Origin of the sequence: Sulfobacillus thermosulfidooxidans (assembly GCF_001280565.1) — a bacterium.
GTDB lineage: Bacteria > Bacillota > Sulfobacillia > Sulfobacillales > Sulfobacillaceae > Sulfobacillus > Sulfobacillus thermosulfidooxidans_A.
The window spans coordinates 411,962-429,773 of the sequence record NZ_LGRO01000001.1; the positions used below are offsets into that span (position 1 = coordinate 411,962).

At 52.3% G+C, this 17,812-nt stretch carries 15 protein-coding genes and 1 pseudogene; 15 read left to right on the forward strand and 1 reads right to left on the reverse strand.

All coding sequences use genetic code 11. The annotated features are described in order from the left end of the window. Positions 1-1,760: 1,760 nt before the first annotated feature. The 3 genes from AOA63_RS02180 to AOA63_RS02190 are packed head-to-tail and all read left to right on the forward strand — an operon-like array spanning position 1,761 to position 4,043. A complete protein-coding gene (locus AOA63_RS02180) occupies positions 1,761-1,961 on the forward strand; it encodes a helix-turn-helix transcriptional regulator (protein WP_053958178.1) in 201 nt (66 codons plus the stop codon). Further along, the gene (locus tag AOA63_RS02185; RefSeq protein WP_053958179.1) at positions 1,958-2,791 is read left to right on the forward strand and encodes a ParA family protein; all 834 of its coding nucleotides are present in this window, start codon (positions 1,958-1,960) and stop codon (positions 2,789-2,791) included. Before AOA63_RS02180 ends, AOA63_RS02185 begins: the two co-directional genes overlap by 4 nt. Next, entirely contained in the window at positions 2,775-4,043 is a 1,269-nt protein-coding gene (locus tag AOA63_RS02190; RefSeq protein ID WP_053958180.1) for a ParB/RepB/Spo0J family partition protein, read from the forward strand. Before AOA63_RS02185 ends, AOA63_RS02190 begins: the two co-directional genes overlap by 17 nt. A gap of 311 nt (positions 4,044-4,354) precedes the next feature. On the opposite strand, the gene AOA63_RS02195 is transcribed toward AOA63_RS02190, so the two are convergent. After that, positions 4,355-5,521: an HTH domain-containing protein gene (locus tag AOA63_RS02195; RefSeq protein WP_053958181.1), complete on the reverse strand. Its 1,167-nt coding sequence runs from the start codon at positions 5,519-5,521 to the stop codon at positions 4,355-4,357. Between the two features lie 577 nt (positions 5,522-6,098). Between AOA63_RS02195 and AOA63_RS02200 the strand changes: the two genes are divergently transcribed. The 12 genes and pseudogenes from AOA63_RS02200 to AOA63_RS02255 form a co-directional block, all read left to right on the forward strand. Next, a complete protein-coding gene (locus tag AOA63_RS02200) occupies positions 6,099-6,962 on the forward strand; it encodes a hypothetical protein (RefSeq protein ID WP_053958182.1) in 864 nt (287 codons plus the stop codon). Between the two features lie 239 nt (positions 6,963-7,201). Further along, on the forward strand, positions 7,202-7,474 hold the full coding sequence (locus tag AOA63_RS02205; protein ID WP_053958183.1) for an AbrB/MazE/SpoVT family DNA-binding domain-containing protein: 273 nt from the start codon (positions 7,202-7,204) through the stop codon (positions 7,472-7,474). Continuing rightward, positions 7,471-7,905 carry a PIN domain-containing protein gene (locus tag AOA63_RS02210; protein WP_053958184.1) on the forward strand — a complete coding sequence of 145 codons (435 nt, stop codon included), beginning with the start codon at positions 7,471-7,473 and terminating at the stop codon, positions 7,903-7,905. The genes AOA63_RS02205 and AOA63_RS02210 overlap by 4 nt, the downstream gene beginning before the upstream one ends. 370 nt (positions 7,906-8,275) lie before the next feature. Next, the gene (locus AOA63_RS02215; RefSeq protein ID WP_053958185.1) at positions 8,276-9,031 is read left to right on the forward strand and encodes a ferritin-like domain-containing protein; all 756 of its coding nucleotides are present in this window, start codon (positions 8,276-8,278) and stop codon (positions 9,029-9,031) included. A 974-nt stretch (positions 9,032-10,005) separates the two neighbouring features. Continuing rightward, positions 10,006-10,596, forward strand: coding sequence for a TetR/AcrR family transcriptional regulator (locus AOA63_RS02220; protein WP_053958186.1), 591 nt, complete (start codon positions 10,006-10,008; stop codon positions 10,594-10,596). A gap of 6 nt (positions 10,597-10,602) precedes the next feature. Continuing rightward, positions 10,603-11,214, forward strand: coding sequence for a 3,4-dihydroxy-2-butanone-4-phosphate synthase (gene ribB / locus AOA63_RS02225; RefSeq protein WP_082344030.1), 612 nt, complete (start codon positions 10,603-10,605; stop codon positions 11,212-11,214). Positions 11,215-11,234: 20 nt separating this feature from the next. Next, positions 11,235-12,452 carry a 1-acyl-sn-glycerol-3-phosphate acyltransferase gene (locus tag AOA63_RS02230; protein ID WP_053958188.1) on the forward strand — a complete coding sequence of 406 codons (1,218 nt, stop codon included), beginning with the start codon at positions 11,235-11,237 and terminating at the stop codon, positions 12,450-12,452. Then, positions 12,445-14,709 carry an MMPL family transporter gene (locus tag AOA63_RS02235; protein ID WP_053958189.1) on the forward strand — a complete coding sequence of 755 codons (2,265 nt, stop codon included), beginning with the start codon at positions 12,445-12,447 and terminating at the stop codon, positions 14,707-14,709. Before AOA63_RS02230 ends, AOA63_RS02235 begins: the two co-directional genes overlap by 8 nt. After that, positions 14,706-15,320 (forward strand): hypothetical protein, encoded by a 615-nt coding sequence (locus tag AOA63_RS02240; RefSeq protein ID WP_053958190.1) that lies wholly within the window; start codon positions 14,706-14,708, stop codon positions 15,318-15,320. The genes AOA63_RS02235 and AOA63_RS02240 overlap by 4 nt, the downstream gene beginning before the upstream one ends. After that, positions 15,317-16,057, forward strand: a complete 741-nt coding sequence (gene fabG / locus AOA63_RS02245; protein ID WP_053958191.1) for a 3-oxoacyl-ACP reductase FabG — start codon at positions 15,317-15,319, stop codon at positions 16,055-16,057. The genes AOA63_RS02240 and fabG overlap by 4 nt, the downstream gene beginning before the upstream one ends. A 15-nt stretch (positions 16,058-16,072) precedes the next feature. Further along, on the forward strand, positions 16,073-16,507 hold the full coding sequence (locus AOA63_RS02250; RefSeq protein WP_053958192.1) for an SRPBCC family protein: 435 nt from the start codon (positions 16,073-16,075) through the stop codon (positions 16,505-16,507). 945 nt (positions 16,508-17,452) lie between these two features. After that, positions 17,453-17,754: pseudogene (locus tag AOA63_RS02255) on the forward strand (IS1634 family transposase); the annotation flags it as partial. Positions 17,755-17,812: the final 58 nt, after the last annotated feature.

Below are 17,812 nucleotides of genomic sequence, written 5' to 3' on the forward strand. Positions count from 1 at the left end.
ATGATTTTACTAGTCGTCGCCAATATGTTCCGATGTCGGAAAACCTGATAAAATTGAGGAATTTTTTTTTACAATGACCAGTCTTTTAAAATTAAAAAAAGGTAGCTCCGATTTAATTAAATTAAAAACCATAAGGTCATTGATGTGGAATGAGAAATGAAATATGTCTCTTATAAAGTCTAGAGTGTTTTGCTGCGTTCCCGATACTCATTTATTTGTATATTTTTTTGGAATAATAAAATTGCGATAAAAAGTTAAGCGCAAGAACTCGGTGCTGCTTTGATGATAAGTGCAGTCTAAGATTTTGTGTATTAATGCCACGAGTGCGCAATACGATGCGGGGTGAAAGTAAAAGTGATTAACTCATCACGCAACTATCAGTTCTGAGTTTGGTAGATCGCGCCACCTCCACCAGTGTTCCGATATCGGAACACTGGTGGGCAAGAGAATGCATCCGGATACTGATGGGATTTGATTTTTTAGAAATATCTATAAACTATATATTTTCGTATCTATCGTTATATTGTTGTAGATTAGCTGAATTAATGTTGTGGTGATAGAGCAGCCATTTTGGTGTTCGTATTCGGTAATATAGTTCGTCAAAGACTTCGCATTACCTAACTCTTCATGTATGATTGTTTCCCAATCCATCCAATTTCATTGCTTTTTAAAAAAGAAAAGTGTGTGGTTCCACGAGCAAATTCGCAGTACATAAGGGCTTATAACAATTCGCCTGTCTGGTACGGCCCCGCTTAAGATGGCTCTTGTAGCATAAGGAATCTATACCCCTTTAACGTCTAGCGATGTAGTTAGCTGTCAGACCCGTCAAATCCTCGAAGATTCAGGATAGTAACTATACAATCGTTCCGTAATCTAAAATCGATAGGAGCGTAATCTGCCATTGGTTTGTTTTCAATTCAACAATTGTAAGATTCCGCCAAAATTAGCTAGCCGCATCAATAAGTGTCTCTATGGATAATGGGTGTGTCAAGCTAATAAGCAACCTTGAGTGACTTTGATTATCTCGTTACCATTAACAAAATAAAAAAGATGCAAAAAAAATATCGTGAACAATATCTGTGGATGAATGATGTGAACCGCTAATGGCGAAATCACGTCGTTCCTCTGCGAATATAACTATGATAAAAAGCGCGAGAAATTAGTAGAAGGATGGCGTTTTTCAATAGACCAAAACAAACCTGCTTCTGCCACAGTCCACATGGCCGATAAAGTGTGGATTCATTACCCATCCAGAAAAACACACTGGTTATTTTTTAATGGAAAGTGTTCCGACATCGGAACGCTTTCCTGTTTTAGACGCCGTTGTCGTCCTAGTGCTGATGACAAACTGTCTGCATATATTGAATAGGAGACGGAACTGTTACTTTCTTCCTTCAATTCGCATGCCTTACACCGCACATTTTATTCTTATAACGCGTCTGTTAATTTTGGTTAATCACTTTTTTAAAAGCCACAGATAGCTACCGCCCGCAAAATCCCCATAAGTTGTTCTTCCACTGTATCGTCCCAATTCATATTTATAATTATGTGAATTTCACTTCCAGCGAAAACCGGTATTCATAGTCCGTCATTGTCCCTTTCTAAGGTGTTCCGACGTCGGAACACTTCGTGTATATGACCCTAACCGCATAGACGGCGAATAGCGCCGATATCATGTATTATCGTGCAGGACATGCAGGAAAATGCACAACCGATCGCGAATAGAAAGAACACAGTTACTAATGTAAAGGAGGATTCTTATGGGGAATACCACGAAAGACTATTACACCGTCGCCGATGTAGCAGAAATCCTCGCGATTAGTCCGGATACGGTCCGTCGCCTTTTGGCGCACGGCCAAATGCCCGGCGTGAAAATTTCCCCGCGGATTTGGCGTATTCCTGTTGCCGCCTTCCAAACCTGGTTAACCGATCGTGGCAATCAGGAGGGAAAAGCTCTATGACGTCCGTGCTTCAAACCATTCCAGAGACCCTCTCGATGGCGAGTGTCCCTCTACCGGAACATCCCATTGTCTGGAGTGCGTATGCTGTGAAAGGGGGCATTGGGAAAAGCACGCTGACGGCCAATATCGCTTTTACCTTACGCGTCCTGAATCCGATGTATCGCGTTTGCGTGGTCAATGCCGACAGCACACGCGTGGTTCAACAATGTCTTGGCATTGGACGCGATCACCAAGAATTAACTCAAGATCTCTATGACGTATTACAAGGCGCTGTGGAGTGGCCAGCTGTTCGCATAGCGTCTCCTTATGGCGTGGATGTCATTCCGCTAGGGCCCAATCGACATGAAGCCGCACGGGAACTTAATCCTCAAGCGGTTCAAGCGCTTGTGCGCCGTTTACGCGAACATTATGATGTCATTTTGATCGATCTCCATCCAGGGGCTCAGGCTCTCATTCCTTGGCTCAACGTCATTCACAGTGTCTTATTACCCGTCACGTTAAATGCGAGCGGCGTTGAAGCGGTTCTGGACACCGTAGACGATTTGCAAACATGGCGTCGGCAAGGATTAGCAATTCCCGATATCGCAGGCGTCGTCATTAATAAATGGGACGGTCGCATGCGGATTGCGAAAAATTGGCTAGACCAATTAGAACGGGTTCTGCCTCATGAATGGATTTACCCTTGGGCCATCCGTAATACCACAGCCATCGAACACGCTGAAACCGCATGGCAACCGATATTGCGAGAATCTTCGCCGAGTGCGCAAGAAGTCGGCCGAGCCCTCCAATTGATCACACAAAGGTGGTTGACCTATGCTTTCGCGCGATAATACCGTCAAAATGCTAAGAGAATTTGTTGAGTTGGTGCTCGATGACACGACACGCCGCCAATTAGCCCAAACCTGGGCCATTACCGATGCGGACATTGCCACACCTCGGCGCTTTGCGACCACAGTGGTTACACACCACCGGGAGAAGTTATTACAAGCGATTGCCGAAAATGATCGGCTCGATACGCAGTGGAAGGCTTATCAACACGATGGGTTAGCAGGGGTCCAAGCCTTATGGGAGTCCGAACGACGTCTGCGTCGTCAGATGGACAAGGGACCCTCTTCATCTCTACGATCCATCGCCGCACCGGTGTCCTCAACAGACAACGAATCGCCTACACCGCTGTCTGAAACGTCCGTAACGACGATAGAAGCGGTGAAAGCCGTGGCGGAGGCCCCTATTCAAGAAGTCCCCCTCGCGACGATAGTGGTGCGGGATGTTAATGTCCGATTAAATATTGAAGATGACCCGTCGTTTAGCGAATTAGTGACCAGTATTGAGCAGCATGGACTTCTTCAGCCCGTGGTAGTCACCCCTGATGGAGACACGCCCGGACAGTGGCGACTCCTAGCGGGAGAACGACGTTATCGCGCCGTCAAGACGTTGGGGTGGACGACTATTTTAGCCCGGATTGTTGACGTGCCAGAAAGCGCATGGAAAATCGTGATGTTAACCGAAAATGTGCAGCGACAAGACCTGGCACCGTGGGAAGAAGCGTTAGGTTATCAACAACTGTTGGATAGCGGATTGTCTTTGCGCCAATTGGCGAAACAACTCCATAAGTCTCCCGCTTATTTATCCGGTTTACTCAAATTAATCCGGAATCCCCTTATTCGCGAGGCGATGCGAGATCATCGCTTAGATACCCGGTCTCTGGCACTCGAACTTGCACCGCTCATTGATACAGACGGCCACGAGAAAATCCCCAATACTATCGAATCGGTTTTACAATTTATTGTGACAAAACGCCCCACGGTGACCCAACTGCGCGAATACATTACGGAACGTCTCGCAGAGCCATCGCCTTTATCCTCAAAAACGTCCCCACCGCAAAAGTCTCGGGCTGCACGGGGAAGCTTCCTGAAAAAAGAAGTGGCGCGATTGGAAGATATTCAGAAAACCCGCATTGCTCGTTTGTCCCCCGAAGAACTCGCGGTTTTAGCCGACTTGTATGATCGCACAGCGCGCGCCTTACGAGAACGGCTTGGAAATAGTTCGACACCGGACGAGTCAACCCCCGGTTCGTCGTGATGACACTTTGATGTATATGGTTCACGAGCAGTGTTCCGATATCGGAACACTGCTGCTCCGTTGAATAAACGTCAAGATCTGTCACACGCCTTCTCCCAACGCGGAATAGAACGGGGATCGGAGTTAAACACGAGTACTAATACCGAACAATCATGGTGACTCAAGACCCTTTGCGATGAACGGCTTTGACCCCCTTGGGTGCAATACCGCCACGAAGGATCCTCACGTGTTCCGACATCGGAACAGTGCACCCACCGCCCACCTCGTTGAGAACCCGCGGATACCCGAGGTGGCATCACGCATGTTGTATGTTAAGCCCCACATTCTTCTGCAAGTTCCAACGTCACCAGATCAGGACGTTCCTGTGCGGCTTTGAGAATAAAGCTCCGCCACGTAGGGCTGCCCTCGCGAAAGACATGGGCGAATAACGATCCGAGAGCTTTTCGCGCCAACTCGGCTGCGTATACCTTTAAGCCAGACAATTCCGATAAACGTGGTGCTAATCTCTCCCATTGCGCCGTCGCTTCCGTCTGTGCCGCGTGTATGCGTTCTTCATCGGCTATTTCTTGAGCCTTTTGCGTTTGCAGATACGTCAAATGTTCAGCATAATCTATGCGCCGTTGTCGAAGTTCATGCACCCAGCGTGGTGCCGCCCACTCTTCGCGCAGTGCGCGTTCCATCCATCCACCGGGAAACTGAATCGCTTTCGGGGGTGCCGAGACCATCCATATTGCCACTTGCGCAACACGTGCCATGTCGTAGTGCCGTAACCAATGCCGGATGCGCTTGATGGAAATTTGGTGTTTTTGAAGCATCGCAATTAAAAACAACTGGACATCGTGCTTTGAGGAGAATGTCCAAAGAGGCGCTCCAGGGATAGGTTGATCACTCTTACTGAAAGTCTTTTTTTCTGGGATCGGCTCGCGAATAGAGGTCTCAATGGTTGATGGATCAAGGTCTCGCGCCGATTCCCCCCGTGGACAGTCTGACGGGGACCCTTCGGACACCTCGGGCCACATAAATACCGTGTCAGGCGTGGGGGTGGGTTCAGATGCCGGAGCCGATTCTGTTGTGTCGTGAACCCGCTCGACGGTGGTGATGGTCGGTTGCGGAACGCTCTTCAAAGGTTGCCAGGTTAAGACATACCGATTGGACGTGGTTCCGCCGTTGGCCCGTTTGCGGGAAATAATCCGCAATAATCCTAACATTTCTAAACGTTGGAGGGAGCGACGCACGGTGCGGGTACTCATATGCGTTTCGCGCGCTAGTGTCTTTTCGGAAAATATTAATCCTAAAGGGAGTCGGGGTGTTTGAGTTTTGGCGCGCCAGAGAAAAAGATATAACTGTCGCGTGTTAGGAGGGAGTCCCCGTTCGACCAGATCGGTCTCAATCCGCTTTAATGTCGGAAGAACTCGGGAGTATGAATGAGGAGATGTGTGGGTATTCTGTTTCATGAGTGGTTTTGCCGTAATGGTCATGATTGGCTTGACAGGATGATTATCCTCTTATACAATCATGAGAGTAAAGCGATGCCCGGTACTCAAAGGGGTTCTGGTAAAAATTTCCTTTGAGCACTGAGAAGTCGCGCCTATGGATTAAACGGCAAATGAACCTCCTTTTACATGTTTTTGGGACACACACGACTGTTGGTTGCAGTTGTGTGTTTTGTTTTGCGCGCTGTTTAACGCACAAAAAAATAACCTTGAGACACTCCCTCAAGGTTTGAACGAGAAGACGCTTTACGCTATAATGTGAGCGTCGTCGTTCACCGCTGTCAGGAGTGGTGAACGGGCCTGAGGGGACTGCGCGGGAACGCGGTCCTTTTTTCTTTCCTCTTACCCAAGATGTAGTGAACGCCATCCCTGAATGGGTATCCACTACCCTCTGCGCACTATGATACAGGTTTTTGGACAGATTTCCAATAATCGGCACGATTTTTGGTTTGTTGATACCGGAGTTAACGGATTACCGTCCACCTTGCCCGCGAGCTATCTTGTCAGGACCCGGCCCATGTGAGAGAGTCTGGATAGTAGGACGTTGCGGGAGGAGGATGGCATGCGATTTCCGACCGAGGTGGATCCTGCCATACGGGACGCGATTTGGGCTGCGGAAACGGGCCGGTGTGAAGCGTGTGGTCGCCCCATGGATCGGCGGGTGGCCCGGGTGATTCCACGGGGGCGGAATGAGGGACTCGACCCGGCTACGGCGGTGCTGCTGTGTCCGCTGTGTCTCCACCATCAGCGCCCCCCCTTTCAGGAGGCGGTGATTGACGCCGACACCTTACGCCACATTGCGGAAGCTCGACAAATCTCGCATGAAGAGGCGGCCGGCTGGCTTCGTGCGCAACTTGATGACGCTGCCGTGCTGTTAGCGGTGTTTCGCGATCGGTTAGACTGCTGGCTGCCGGGCATTGGCCGATTCCAAGTCCGGGCGCGATCTCAAGGGGTACCGGAAATCCGTTTGAAAGCGTGCCAGGCCGATACGACCTGGCAGGTCTCCGCGCCGCCTCCAATTCATCGTCGAGGATTTCCGCGTGTGCCGCGGGTCCGCAATCGTGTGTGGGGTTTCCCATCATCTCATCCAAGCCCTGCCCAAACACTGCCCAAGGAGGTTGTGACGATGCCCCCGATTGCTGTGCGCACCTTGAAAGTGACATTAACAATGGCGCCGGACCAGTGGCCTCGGGATGTGGCATTGTCCGGTGATCACGTAATCGTGCCCGTGACGACGCCGGAAGGTCTGACGGTGCAGGTTCCGCTTAAAACTAAAAGTATCCGCAAGGCCCTGAAAACCGTTGCCGCGATACGTGCGGAGGGAGATGAGGCTTTATTCCTCATTCAAGGGCGGCTTTTGCCCGGGATGCAGCTGACTGAGGCGGGGTTGAGCGTGCAGCGAAAGAGTCACCTACCTCCCGGCTAAAGCTGGGGTCTTGCGATGAATAAGCACGCCTTCTCCCCAGGGCTGAAGCCCGAGGCTTCCAGCATCGCGTAATCTGGTGGCTGTTAGCCTATATTTTTTTCATCGATTTCGTGTGGATTCGCTTGACATGGCGATCCCGGGAAATAGGCTAATAGCCAGTCTTTCTGTCTTTCTGTCTTTCTGTCTTTCTGCTTTTCTGTCCGATGGGGTATAATGTAATCAGGAGGAGGAGATTTCTTATGGACAAATATCTACTCCAGTTGAGAGACCGCGGCGTGGTGACCTTACCTAAAACCGTGCGCCAGCACTATGGGCTGGGGCCCGATACGCCGCTCACATTGGTCGATTGGAATGGGGTTTTTATCTTGAGTCCCCGCATTCCGGTCGTCACCGAGCTCGCTAAACAAATTGCGGCAGAACGCGCTGCAGCGGGTCTGTCAGTTCAAGACCTGTTAAGGGCCTGGACCCAAGAACGCTATGGCCCGGATGCCCCGCAATCCGAGGACGCATGATTCCGCCTCTGCGCGTCTTTTTTGATGCTGATGTGATCATTGCGGGCAGCGCGTCCTCCGAGGGGGCATCGCATGCCTTGTCGCAAGTGGCGGAAATCGGGTTAATTGAGGGATGGACGGCGTTCCCAGTGCTAGACGAAGTGCGTCGTAATCTCCAACAAAAAATTCCCCGGGCCTTGCCCATCTTTGAGACCTTATGGCCGCGTTGTTTACACATCGGTCCCGATCCCGATGATTCGGACCTGCAGAAGGTCATGGAGTATGCTCACGAGAAGGATCGTCACGTGGTGGCGGCGGCCTTACGGATTCCGACGCATTGGCTTGTGACCTTTAATGGGCGTCATTTCTACTCTCCTCCAGGACTCGTGATTTTACGTCCGGCTGAAGCGAACCAACGCCTTCGCACCCTGATTAGTGACCAGGCGCAATGAAGCTCAAAGGAATGGGTCAGCTTGTAGTAATGGATTTGAACTGTCGGCTTAAGATAACTTTAGGCAGAGGCTCTTTCACTGGTTTTTGGTGGGAACGGTCCGAAGCCACGCTGGGGAGAGCACGCAAGACGTCGGAGACCGCTTGAGCCATGGTTATGGTCATCCACAATTCTGTGGAAATCTATTCCAGCATAATATCGCTCCTTTAATGACCTCGTACTCACCCGGAATGCGATGACCGCGCAGGAATAACCCAGACAATGTTTCATCGAGGAGACCACATGGGGCGTTTGGCGACACGTCTTCGTGAACCCGAGACGCTGGGAAACACAATGATGCTCAGACGTGTGTTGGGTGGGCTGTGTGATCAGTGGTCATCGCACTACAGATTGTTCGTCACCGCGTCACGAATTATGATATTCTTGGGGCGGCAAACGAGGGCAAAGGGGAACAGAAAATGGAATGGTTCGATGATGTTGACCAATACTCTGCATATTTGGCAAGTCTAACAACCGATGAACGGGTTGCTATATTGTTGGGGTTTTATCAACTGGAACGTCTTGGAGCCATGCGTCTTCCGGATTTGGCGCAGATGGTCCCGGACACGACATTTCAACGCGAAACGCTGATGCACGCGGCGGACGAGTCCCGACACGAACACCTCTTTCAGCGGATTATGAACCTTCTGGGAAATCCATCACCTAATTCGAACGTCACTCCCCCGAGCTTGGGGGGACAACTTATTGCCCAAGCTCTGGCCGAGTGGCCATCATTGACGCGTGATGTGCCTATTTTGCGGGTCACTCCATTGTTGGTCTATCTCTTGGCGAGCGAGGAACGGGCTGTCGTCTCTTTTGCGGCGCATGCTCAGTTGTACCCGACAGGAGACGAAATCGGGACAATTCTTCGTCAAATTGTTTCCGATGAAAAACGGCACGTACGCATGATTCGCCACCGTTTGGACCGTTGGTGCGAGGACGTTCCGGCCGTGCGGCAGCGGGTTGCGGCGACTGAAACGCAAATTACCCAGATTCGTGCTCAATTTTTATCGTCCACGGAAGGTGACACATGGCGAGAGCAACACAATGATAGAGGCGGTGAGCGGAGTACCGGGGAATTGCTTTAAGCGTTTGAACATAGTTGCATATTTCGGTGTGATTTACCAGGGAGATCGGAAAGTCGTTACCAGGTAGATCGGACATCTCTTACTCATCGCGTTCGGAAATTCTTGACCCTTCCTACAGGATTATTCCGTGACGCTGGTTGGATTGCGTTCGGCTGGGCTTGACAAGACTGTGCGCATTGATTCGCCTTGAATGCTCACGCGATGAGATCCATGCATGAACCGATCGCAAATCGCGTCCACGAACCCCTTGGAGCGGTTCAATCGGGAAATCGGCTGACGGGCCGATGTCGTAGGCATCTTTCCCCATCAGGCTGCGGCATTGCGCTAGGGGCTATCGACTAAAATTGCTGTAAAAAGCATTGAGATTTCTCTTACGATGGAACGGGGACGAGAATGGCATTTGGTCGTGCCCAAGGGGAACCTACGATCCCACATGACATGGCAACCCATGCATCCAAAAAGTTTTTATGTTATCCACAATAAATGACGACATCCTGGGGACAGTTGCTGTCGTGGCGGGACAAACTTTGAGTCATCCCGGTAACCAGCCTCGCTGCATCGTCGTTTGCCCACCGGGTGGTCACCGGTACCAATCCGTACGGGCAGCTGGACTGCAAATATGGATTCATTATTGCCGGAGATGATCCCTTTTTCTCGTCATTGCTGTCTTTGATCGGTCCATCCTCGCTTGTCCTATGGAGGCTCACTGTACTGCGGATTCAAACCTTCAGTGGGGACACAACTTTTGAAACTTTGTGAGCAACCAGTTTGTTGAATGAAGTGCTTGCCGTTACATTCGGCTGATCTTTTTATTCGGCTGGATGTCAATGTTAGTCAATCCGTCCGAGCCACTCCATCAAAAATTAGTAGAACGCCCAAATTCGCGAGTGAAGGGCCTCGAGTTCTTGACGCGGGCAGATGCCTATGCTAGCTTGTGGGTGACCAGTCAGTCATTAAGAATATGAGGTGACCTCGTGGATTCTGAAGACAAACGCGAAGATCTATTACGAGCCGCGGCCGCTGAGTTTGCTGCTAAAGGCTTTGACCGGGCGAATATCAATGAGATTGCCATAAACGCGGGATTGGGCAAGGGAACGGTCTATCTCTACTTTTCTAGTAAAAAAGATCTTTATTTAGCGGTGTTGCAGTACATCGTGGACCAATTTAACGCGGTGTCTGAGACCATTCTGGCCCTGCCGATTTCCCCCATGGCGCAACTGGCTCAGGCTGTTGAGGCCTTCATTCACTTAGACCCTGATCTCATTCCGTTTGCGCGGATCTGGGTGCGACACCAATTTCATCATACGCCGGAATTTCGCGAAGACGTGGATACGATTTTTGCGCAGCTGCGGCAGCCGTTCTGCGAAATTGTGGAATCAGGGGTGGCGCGCGGCGAGTTTGCGACATCGTATCCCACCATTACCGGATATTTCATTCTTAGCTTGCTGGTCATGATCATGCCGGAACTTGACCCGCCCGTCCACATGCCGATTTTGCCGGTAGACCGCCGGGTCGCGTTTGTGTTGGAAACCGTTCGTAAAATGTTGGCTCGAAAGGAGGAGTAATGAGTGATGAACAATTTAGATCAAGCGTTGACCGTTCTTGATGCAGGCGGTCTGATTATTGTGGCGGATGATGAACATCGTGAAAATGAAGGCGATTTAATTGGTTTGGCGGATCGGGCCAGCCCGGACATGATCAATTTTATGATTACCCAGGGCCGGGGACTGGTGTGCTTTCCGATGATACGGACACTGGCCGAGCGTTTGGCCCTCTCGCTGATGGTTCCGCACACGACCGACCCGTTTCGCACTGCGTTTACTCAGTCGATTGATGCGCATCCGCGCTTTGGACTTTCGACCGGGATCTCGGCCGGGGATCGGGCGCGAACGATTCAAGTGGCTCTCCGGGACGATGCCGTGGCTGAGGACCTCGTACGGCCCGGGCATGTCTTTCCCCTTATTGCGCAGGACGGAGGAGTTCTTGTCCGTCGTGGCCACACTGAAGCCGCGGTGGACTTGGCCCAAATGGCCGGCCATCAACCGGCTGGCGTCATCGTCGAAATTTTGCGCCCCGATGGTATGATGGCGCGTCGAGATGATTTGCACGCTATGGCGAAGGCTTTTCAATTGCCTTATTTAACGGTGTCGGATATTGCCTTGGCGCGGGCCTCCGTGTCGTAAGCGAATGAGGAGGTGCGCGCATGATTGAACAAGTATCCCGTGGGATTATTGTTCCGGTGACGCAAAGGTTTGTGTTAGGACAGGTGGAAGGTACGGAGTATATTCCTGAAAGCGGTGGTTATCTGATTGTCGCAAACCACGCGAGTTTTATCGATCATTTTGTGGTGGCTACAGTCATTCAACGGGCTCGAGGTCATCGGGTCTATTTTCTGACCAAAAAAGAAAGTTTTGAGCACCCCGTGTCGCGGTGGTGGCATACGGCGGTGGGATGTATCCCTCTGAACCGACAGGCAGCCGATTCTCAAGCGATACGAGCCACGTTACGCGCTTTAAACAATGGGCAAGTAGTCTGTGTGTATCCAGAAGGCACTCGAACACCGACGGGCTTTTTACAACCTGGCAAACCTGGAGTGATTCTGCTCGCCGCATTGGCTCATGTTCCGATTGTTCCGATGGGCATTACCGGCACATTTGACGTGCTTCCTAAACACCGGAGGTGGCCGCGACGCCACCGAGTCACCGTGCGGATCGGAGAATCACTGTCCGTTCCGCTCTTGCCGCGTCATAATCGGGATGCGGCCTTGACCCAATGGATGCAGATGGTTATGGAGCGACTGTCTCTGTTAACTGATGAACCGATCTGGCCAGGGGGTTCGATGCCCAATCACTCCGCAGCACGGTATTGGAACGAGCAGGGCATCGAAGCCACCAACCAACATCAGACTCTAACCGCGCAACGCTACCATGAGCGGGCCTACTATATTACACAAGAACTGCTTCGCCACGAACCTCCGACGGCGGATGTTTTGTTTGAATACGGTCGGGCACTCGGACGTTTGGCGCTGGCTCACCGTGGACTGACGAAAATTGTGACCATATTTCGAGCGCGTCGGGCCTTTGAACGCGTGGTGCATATGGATCATCATTACGCGCACGCTCTGTACGCCTTGGGATTATGGCATCAAACTGTGCCATGGATTCCAGGCCGACTGTCCGATGCCTTGTCATATTTTAGCGCTGCCGTTCAGTTAGTCCCTGATCAGATTGGGTTTTGGATGGGGCTCGGACGTTGCGCGATTGTCGCCCATCAATGGGAGCTGGCTGAGCACGCCTTTCATCAAGCCGCGCAGTTACCGGCCCAGACTGTCGCCGACCAACGTCGACACTATGAAGCATGGGCATGGTTACTACGTTGGCATCCCGAACGTGAAATAAATGAGGTGAAAACCCATGCGTAAGCGGTGGATTGCATGGATTATCCGCCACGCCAAGTGGGTGATTGTGGTGTGGCTCGTTGTCTTGATAATTTCTGTGAGCGTGGCACCGCGTTTGCCGCGCACCTTATCCGCGGGCGGATTTAGTAACCCTCGTAGTGAATCTGCGGTGGCGTCGCAGATCATGGCCCGCGATTTCCCCGCCCAAAATCCCAATACGTTGCTGATCGTTATTGCTAATGTCCAAACCCAAGTCACGACGTCTTCCGTCCGTGAGGTAATTGACCATCTTGCGGGACGTTTGCGTCGTCAGTCGTGGGTCCAGCACGTCACGACAGCCTACCAGCCCCCCAATCCTGTCATGATTGGGGATCATGGTCACGCTACCTATTTAATCGTGCGTCTTGCGACGACGCACAGTACCGTAGCGCAAAACTTGGTACCCCAACTCACGCGGCTCGTCGCGCACAGTTTGCCTCCATTCGATCGCTTCTGGGTGACGGGGGGACCGGCCTTAAACGCGGCGTTGAACACGGCCACGCAACACGATGTCACCGCTGCCGAGCGGATTGCTTTTCCCCTTCTGATCGTCGTGTTGTTGTGGGTGACGCGGTCGGTGATGGCCACGCTGATTCCGCTCGGAGTGGCGGGATTCGTCTTGCCGACCTCAATGGCTTTGGCCTATGTGGTGGCCAGGCATCTCACGCTGAATATTTTACTCACCAATGCGATTAGTATGATTGGGCTCGGGGTGGTGGTAGATTATGCGTTGTTTATTGTCAGCCGCTACCGACAAGAATTGGATAACGTGGTGCCGGCCGTGGCGATTCAGCGAGCCATGACGAGCGCAGGACGAGCGGTATTCTTTTCAGGTGTGACCGTATTGGTGAGTCTTGCGGCTCTCTTTTTAGCGCATTTAATGATTTTTACATCGATTGCAGTCGGTGGAGTGCTTGTTGTCGCGGTCGCCGTTGCGGCAGCGTGGAGCCTGTTACCGGCTGGACTGGTGTTGATCGGGACGCAGATTCGCCGGGGCACGTTGCCCGGAGCCTCGTGGCCTCAAGCCATGACGCGCTGGCGGCGATGGGTCAATCGCATTGTGAGGCATCCCTGGGCATTTTTGGTACCAGGCATTTTGGGACTTGGGGTGCTTGCCGTGCCTGTCGCGTCTTTGCGTATGCAAGTGCCCGTGGCGTCCGCGCGGGCCTTGCCTTCCCACAGCCCAGCGCGCCAAGGATTGTCGTTTCTGACGGCGCACTTTGCCACGCGTGATTTGTTTCCGATTGATATTGTGATTACGAGCCCCAGATCGCTGACCACACCGCAGGCCTTGCAACCCATTGTGCAACTTACGGCCCATGTGATGGCGGAGCCTGGGGTCACCGCAGTTATCGGGCCGACCACGTGGGCTCGCGGATGGTCTGCGGCGCAATATGCCGTGGCGGACCAAAGATGGCATACACTGCCTCCGGCCATGCAAGACGCGGTAACCCAGACTGTCGCTGTCACACACGGAGCCCGCGATGCTTTGATCCGGGTGGTCCCGCGGGCCGGACCCAATGCCGTGGCGACTCACGTTCTGGTCGCGCGACTACGTCACAGTATGCCGCGCTGGGTGGCGGGAACGGGTCTTTCAGCGTGGATAGGCGGCCAGACGGCGACGGGGTACGATTTTGACCAGAGTGTTCAGCACCGGTTGCCATGGATCATTCTGGCGGTGTTTGGGGTGAGCCTGGTGATCTTGACATGGACCTTCCGGTCGTGGATTCTTCCGCTTCAGGCTTTACTTTTTAATGGTCTGGTCACTCTCGCGAGTCTCGGCGGGCTGACTGCAGTCTTTCAATGGGGATGGGGGACGGGACAGGGAACGGGATCTTTAAATTCGGTCACTCCCGTAGTGTTATTTGCGGTGCTCTTCGGGCTCAGTATGGATTATGAAGTATTTATTGTCAGTCGGATTCGGGAATATCGACTGACGGGGCTGTCTACGACCCACAGTATTCGACAGGGTGTTGCGGAAACCGCACGGTTAGTCACTGGTGCGGCCGCCATCATGATTGCGGTATTCGGGGCTTTTGCGACGGTGCCCGTGGGAGTTGTGCGCCAACTAGGGTTTGCGCTTGCGCTGGCCATTGCCTTAGATGCCTTAATTGTGCGCCCGGTGATTTTGCCAGCGGCCATGCGGTTGTTCGGAGAATTCAATTGGTGGAACGGGCGTCGTTTATCGCAGTCGTTGAGCACGCCTGGAATCGACATGTCCGTTGAGGAGGAATCGCCATGATTTATACGATTGGGTGCCCATTGATAATTCCTCACAGTATCCCTTGGACTAGTCAGCGCTCGGTCGCCTTGCACGCCACAGATTGGGTCGTGATCGATCCCCGAGGCCGGTGCGAGTGGGAGGTGGTCTCTTATCATCCCTATCGTTCGCGACTCCGCGCTATTGTGCCGACGCCGCAACAACAGAACCTGATAGCGGACTTTGTGCGACAAGGCGGACGGCTTGTCACGTTTCTGACTAAAGACGTGACACAATCGGAACAGGTATGGGTTTTCTTGGACGAAATAAAGTCCTATATCGGATCGTTGCCGATTTATGCGCACGGAGACGAATGGGTCGAATTGCGCATTCCTCGCTATGATTGGCTCGACGGGGTGAAATCGGGATTGTCAAGCATCTTATCAACGATCCGCCTGATGCCTGAATCTCCCGCTTGGCAATTTGATGGGACACACTATAGTGCGTCGACTCGTAGTCCATCGTGGACGGTGATTCCGTTAGACCCCGGATGGTTGATTCTGAGGCATGGACCGTCTTACACGATGGGAGCATCATTTGATGTCACACTATCGACGCTGTGGGAGTCTCTTTTACAGGAGGGTATTGCATGAAACCACTAGCCGGTCGTGTGGCGTTAGTTACCGGCGCGTCGGGAGGCATTGGCCAAAGTCTTGCCACAGCCTTAGCCCATGCGGGGGCTACCGTCGCTATTCATTATGGGCGTCATGGTGAGGCAGCACGCTACACGTTGAAAGCGGTCGAAGCCCAAGGCAGTCACGGCATATTAGTGTCGGCCAACCTTGAACAGGAAGGAGCCGTTCAAGCTATGGTGGAAACCGTGTTGGCCCATTATCGTCGACTAGACATTTTAGTGAACAATGCGGGCATCACCCGCGACGGTCTCTTGATTCATTTGACTCAGGAGTTCTGGGATGAGGTTCTGAATACGAATTTGCGGGGCGCGTTCTATTGCGCCAAGTATGCATTACGTCCCATGATCCGACAAAAATCGGGAACGGTGATTAATATTTCATCGATTAGTGGGGTTTTGGGTAATGCGGGTCAAGCCAACTATGCGGCAGCCAAAGCCGGGCTGATCGGATTAACGCACACTATTGCTCAGGAATATGCCGCGAAAGGAATTACCGCTAACGCCGTCGTGCCGGGCATTATCGACACGGCGATGACCCGTGCGGTGCGTCCCCAAGTTGTGAACGACAAGCTTCAGGCAATTTTGCTACGTCGTGCAGGCACACCGGATGAGGTGAGTCAAGCTGTGGTGCTATTAGCGCAAAATGCGTACATTAATGGGGCCGTGTTGCGGATTGATGGCGGCATCCGATTTTAATTAGGGAGGATGCGGATGGAAGCACGACGGGAACTGGGGATCAACCAATCGGCGACTGCGGTGTGGCAGCATGTCGCGAACGTCTCAGAGTGGATCCAGTGGAATGGAGCCATTCGCGCTATGAAACGGACCTTCGGCAGCCAGGATGACATATGGATGATTCGCCTGACGGGCGTTGGGTGGGTAACGGTCGCAATCCATGCCGATGACCAGAATCGGCGACTGTGTTATCGCATGACGGGGAAGGGGGCGATTGAACTGGGACAACTAACAGTGTGTTCCGAGGGCAATACCACCTGTCGCGTAGACTATAGGGTGAGGTATGGAGGATGGGCTGCATGGTGGCGGCCCTTAAGGCACACGGTGGCGTGGCGGCTCATGCGCTTAAAGGAATGGAGTGAAACCGGACAAATTCGGAATCGGTGGTCCTTAGAGACGTTTCAGCGGTAAACAACGCACAACCTAACTAGATGACGCGCCCGAGATATCCGAGTATGTGGCTAGCTTTTCACAGGTTCTAGAGTGTACCTCACCGTCAAGAATGGATAAATACAATTCCGGGTCAAATAGCTGCCACTGAGAACTAGCGACATCTAACTTTCTTCGAGAAGCATGCTCCTGGTTTACCCCAGATGGGTTGATAACATAATCATCTATGTTGGGCGGAAAACCGGACCACCAATAACAAAGAGTTAACAGGACTATGCCGTGACATGGAGGCGACTGATGCAGATTTGTCATAACCCCCTACGTTTTGGAGATAGATTACACGGATGCCGACCGGATGAATGCTGCTGGTAAGAGTGGGTGAGTGGGGTGCTTTCAGAGGCCTTGTTCAGATGTGTGATGACCCTCGGTTTTTTGTCATGGGCTATGAATGTCTCTCACGAATTGCGGAGATTATCTCCCGCCTGGACTGTAGGCGGGAGATTCTTGTTTTATGGATGGTGACCTAACACAGAGCTAATATGTTGGACCCCGGCGATGCTCAAAAAATGCACAATTCGAGATGGGTTTAAGAGACTGAGACAAAGTTGTGAAGAGCCCGTATCTCGCTGACAGACTCGGTCCCTGGGTTTCTCCGGAAACAAGTTGGGATCTGTTACGTTAGATTGGTGATCGGTGATGTGTTACACTGGACACGTTATGGCGAAGCAAAAACATTAGGCACCAATAGTCAAGGCGCAGGTCATGCTCGAGATGCTCAAGGAAGGAAAGATCGTGACTCAAAGCGCCGCCGAGGATCCAATTCGTCTCGGCCAATTGCATCGCTGGAACCGCCCGCTAGATAACTTTCGGCGTCTGTTTACAGAGTCGTAGGGGCTTAAGCCACAGATCGACACCCATGAACAGCAATACATACACCTCGCCGTATGCCGCAATCGGAAAGCTTAAAAGCCGGAATGGGTAGAGGCCTTAGGTTATGTGCTCATGCTCGCCGCGTTGGTGCTCAGCCTCATCGAACGTCGGGCCCGACAGGCCCCGCCCCTTCCCACGCCGACCCGCGGTCTGTTGGCGCGGCCCACCGGGCAGGACGTGGACATCCTCTGCGCGGATGGCTTGTCATGCCCTGCGATGCCCAGACCCGTCAACTGGTTGTCCCGGCGGTTCATCCTCAGCCGGTGGCGGCCATTTTGGCCGCATGGGGTTTCACGGACACGATTACCACGCAGGTGCCCCCTAGACCCTCGGGATAAATTCCGCGCCTTTCACCCAGCACGTGCCGAAGAGGAGTCATAAGGGGTTTCAGTTGAT

Coding starts and splice junctions, on each gene's coding strand:
- AOA63_RS02180 (WP_053958178.1), top strand. CDS start 1,761: ATGGGGAATACCACGAAAGACTATTACACCGTCGCCGATGTAGCAGAA.
- AOA63_RS02185 (WP_053958179.1), top strand. CDS start 1,958: ATGACGTCCGTGCTTCAAACCATTCCAGAGACCCTCTCGATGGCGAGT.
- AOA63_RS02190 (WP_053958180.1), top strand. CDS start 2,775: ATGCTTTCGCGCGATAATACCGTCAAAATGCTAAGAGAATTTGTTGAG.
- AOA63_RS02195 (WP_053958181.1), bottom strand. CDS start 5,521: ATGACCATTACGGCAAAACCACTCATGAAACAGAATACCCACACATCT.
- AOA63_RS02200 (WP_053958182.1), top strand. CDS start 6,099: ATGCGATTTCCGACCGAGGTGGATCCTGCCATACGGGACGCGATTTGG.
- AOA63_RS02205 (WP_053958183.1), top strand. CDS start 7,202: ATGGACAAATATCTACTCCAGTTGAGAGACCGCGGCGTGGTGACCTTA.
- AOA63_RS02210 (WP_053958184.1), top strand. CDS start 7,471: ATGATTCCGCCTCTGCGCGTCTTTTTTGATGCTGATGTGATCATTGCG.
- ribB (WP_082344030.1), top strand. CDS start 10,603: ATGAACAATTTAGATCAAGCGTTGACCGTTCTTGATGCAGGCGGTCTG.
- AOA63_RS02230 (WP_053958188.1), top strand. CDS start 11,235: ATGATTGAACAAGTATCCCGTGGGATTATTGTTCCGGTGACGCAAAGG.
- AOA63_RS02235 (WP_053958189.1), top strand. CDS start 12,445: ATGCGTAAGCGGTGGATTGCATGGATTATCCGCCACGCCAAGTGGGTG.
- AOA63_RS02240 (WP_053958190.1), top strand. CDS start 14,706: ATGATTTATACGATTGGGTGCCCATTGATAATTCCTCACAGTATCCCT.
- fabG (WP_053958191.1), top strand. CDS start 15,317: ATGAAACCACTAGCCGGTCGTGTGGCGTTAGTTACCGGCGCGTCGGGA.
- AOA63_RS02250 (WP_053958192.1), top strand. CDS start 16,073: ATGGAAGCACGACGGGAACTGGGGATCAACCAATCGGCGACTGCGGTG.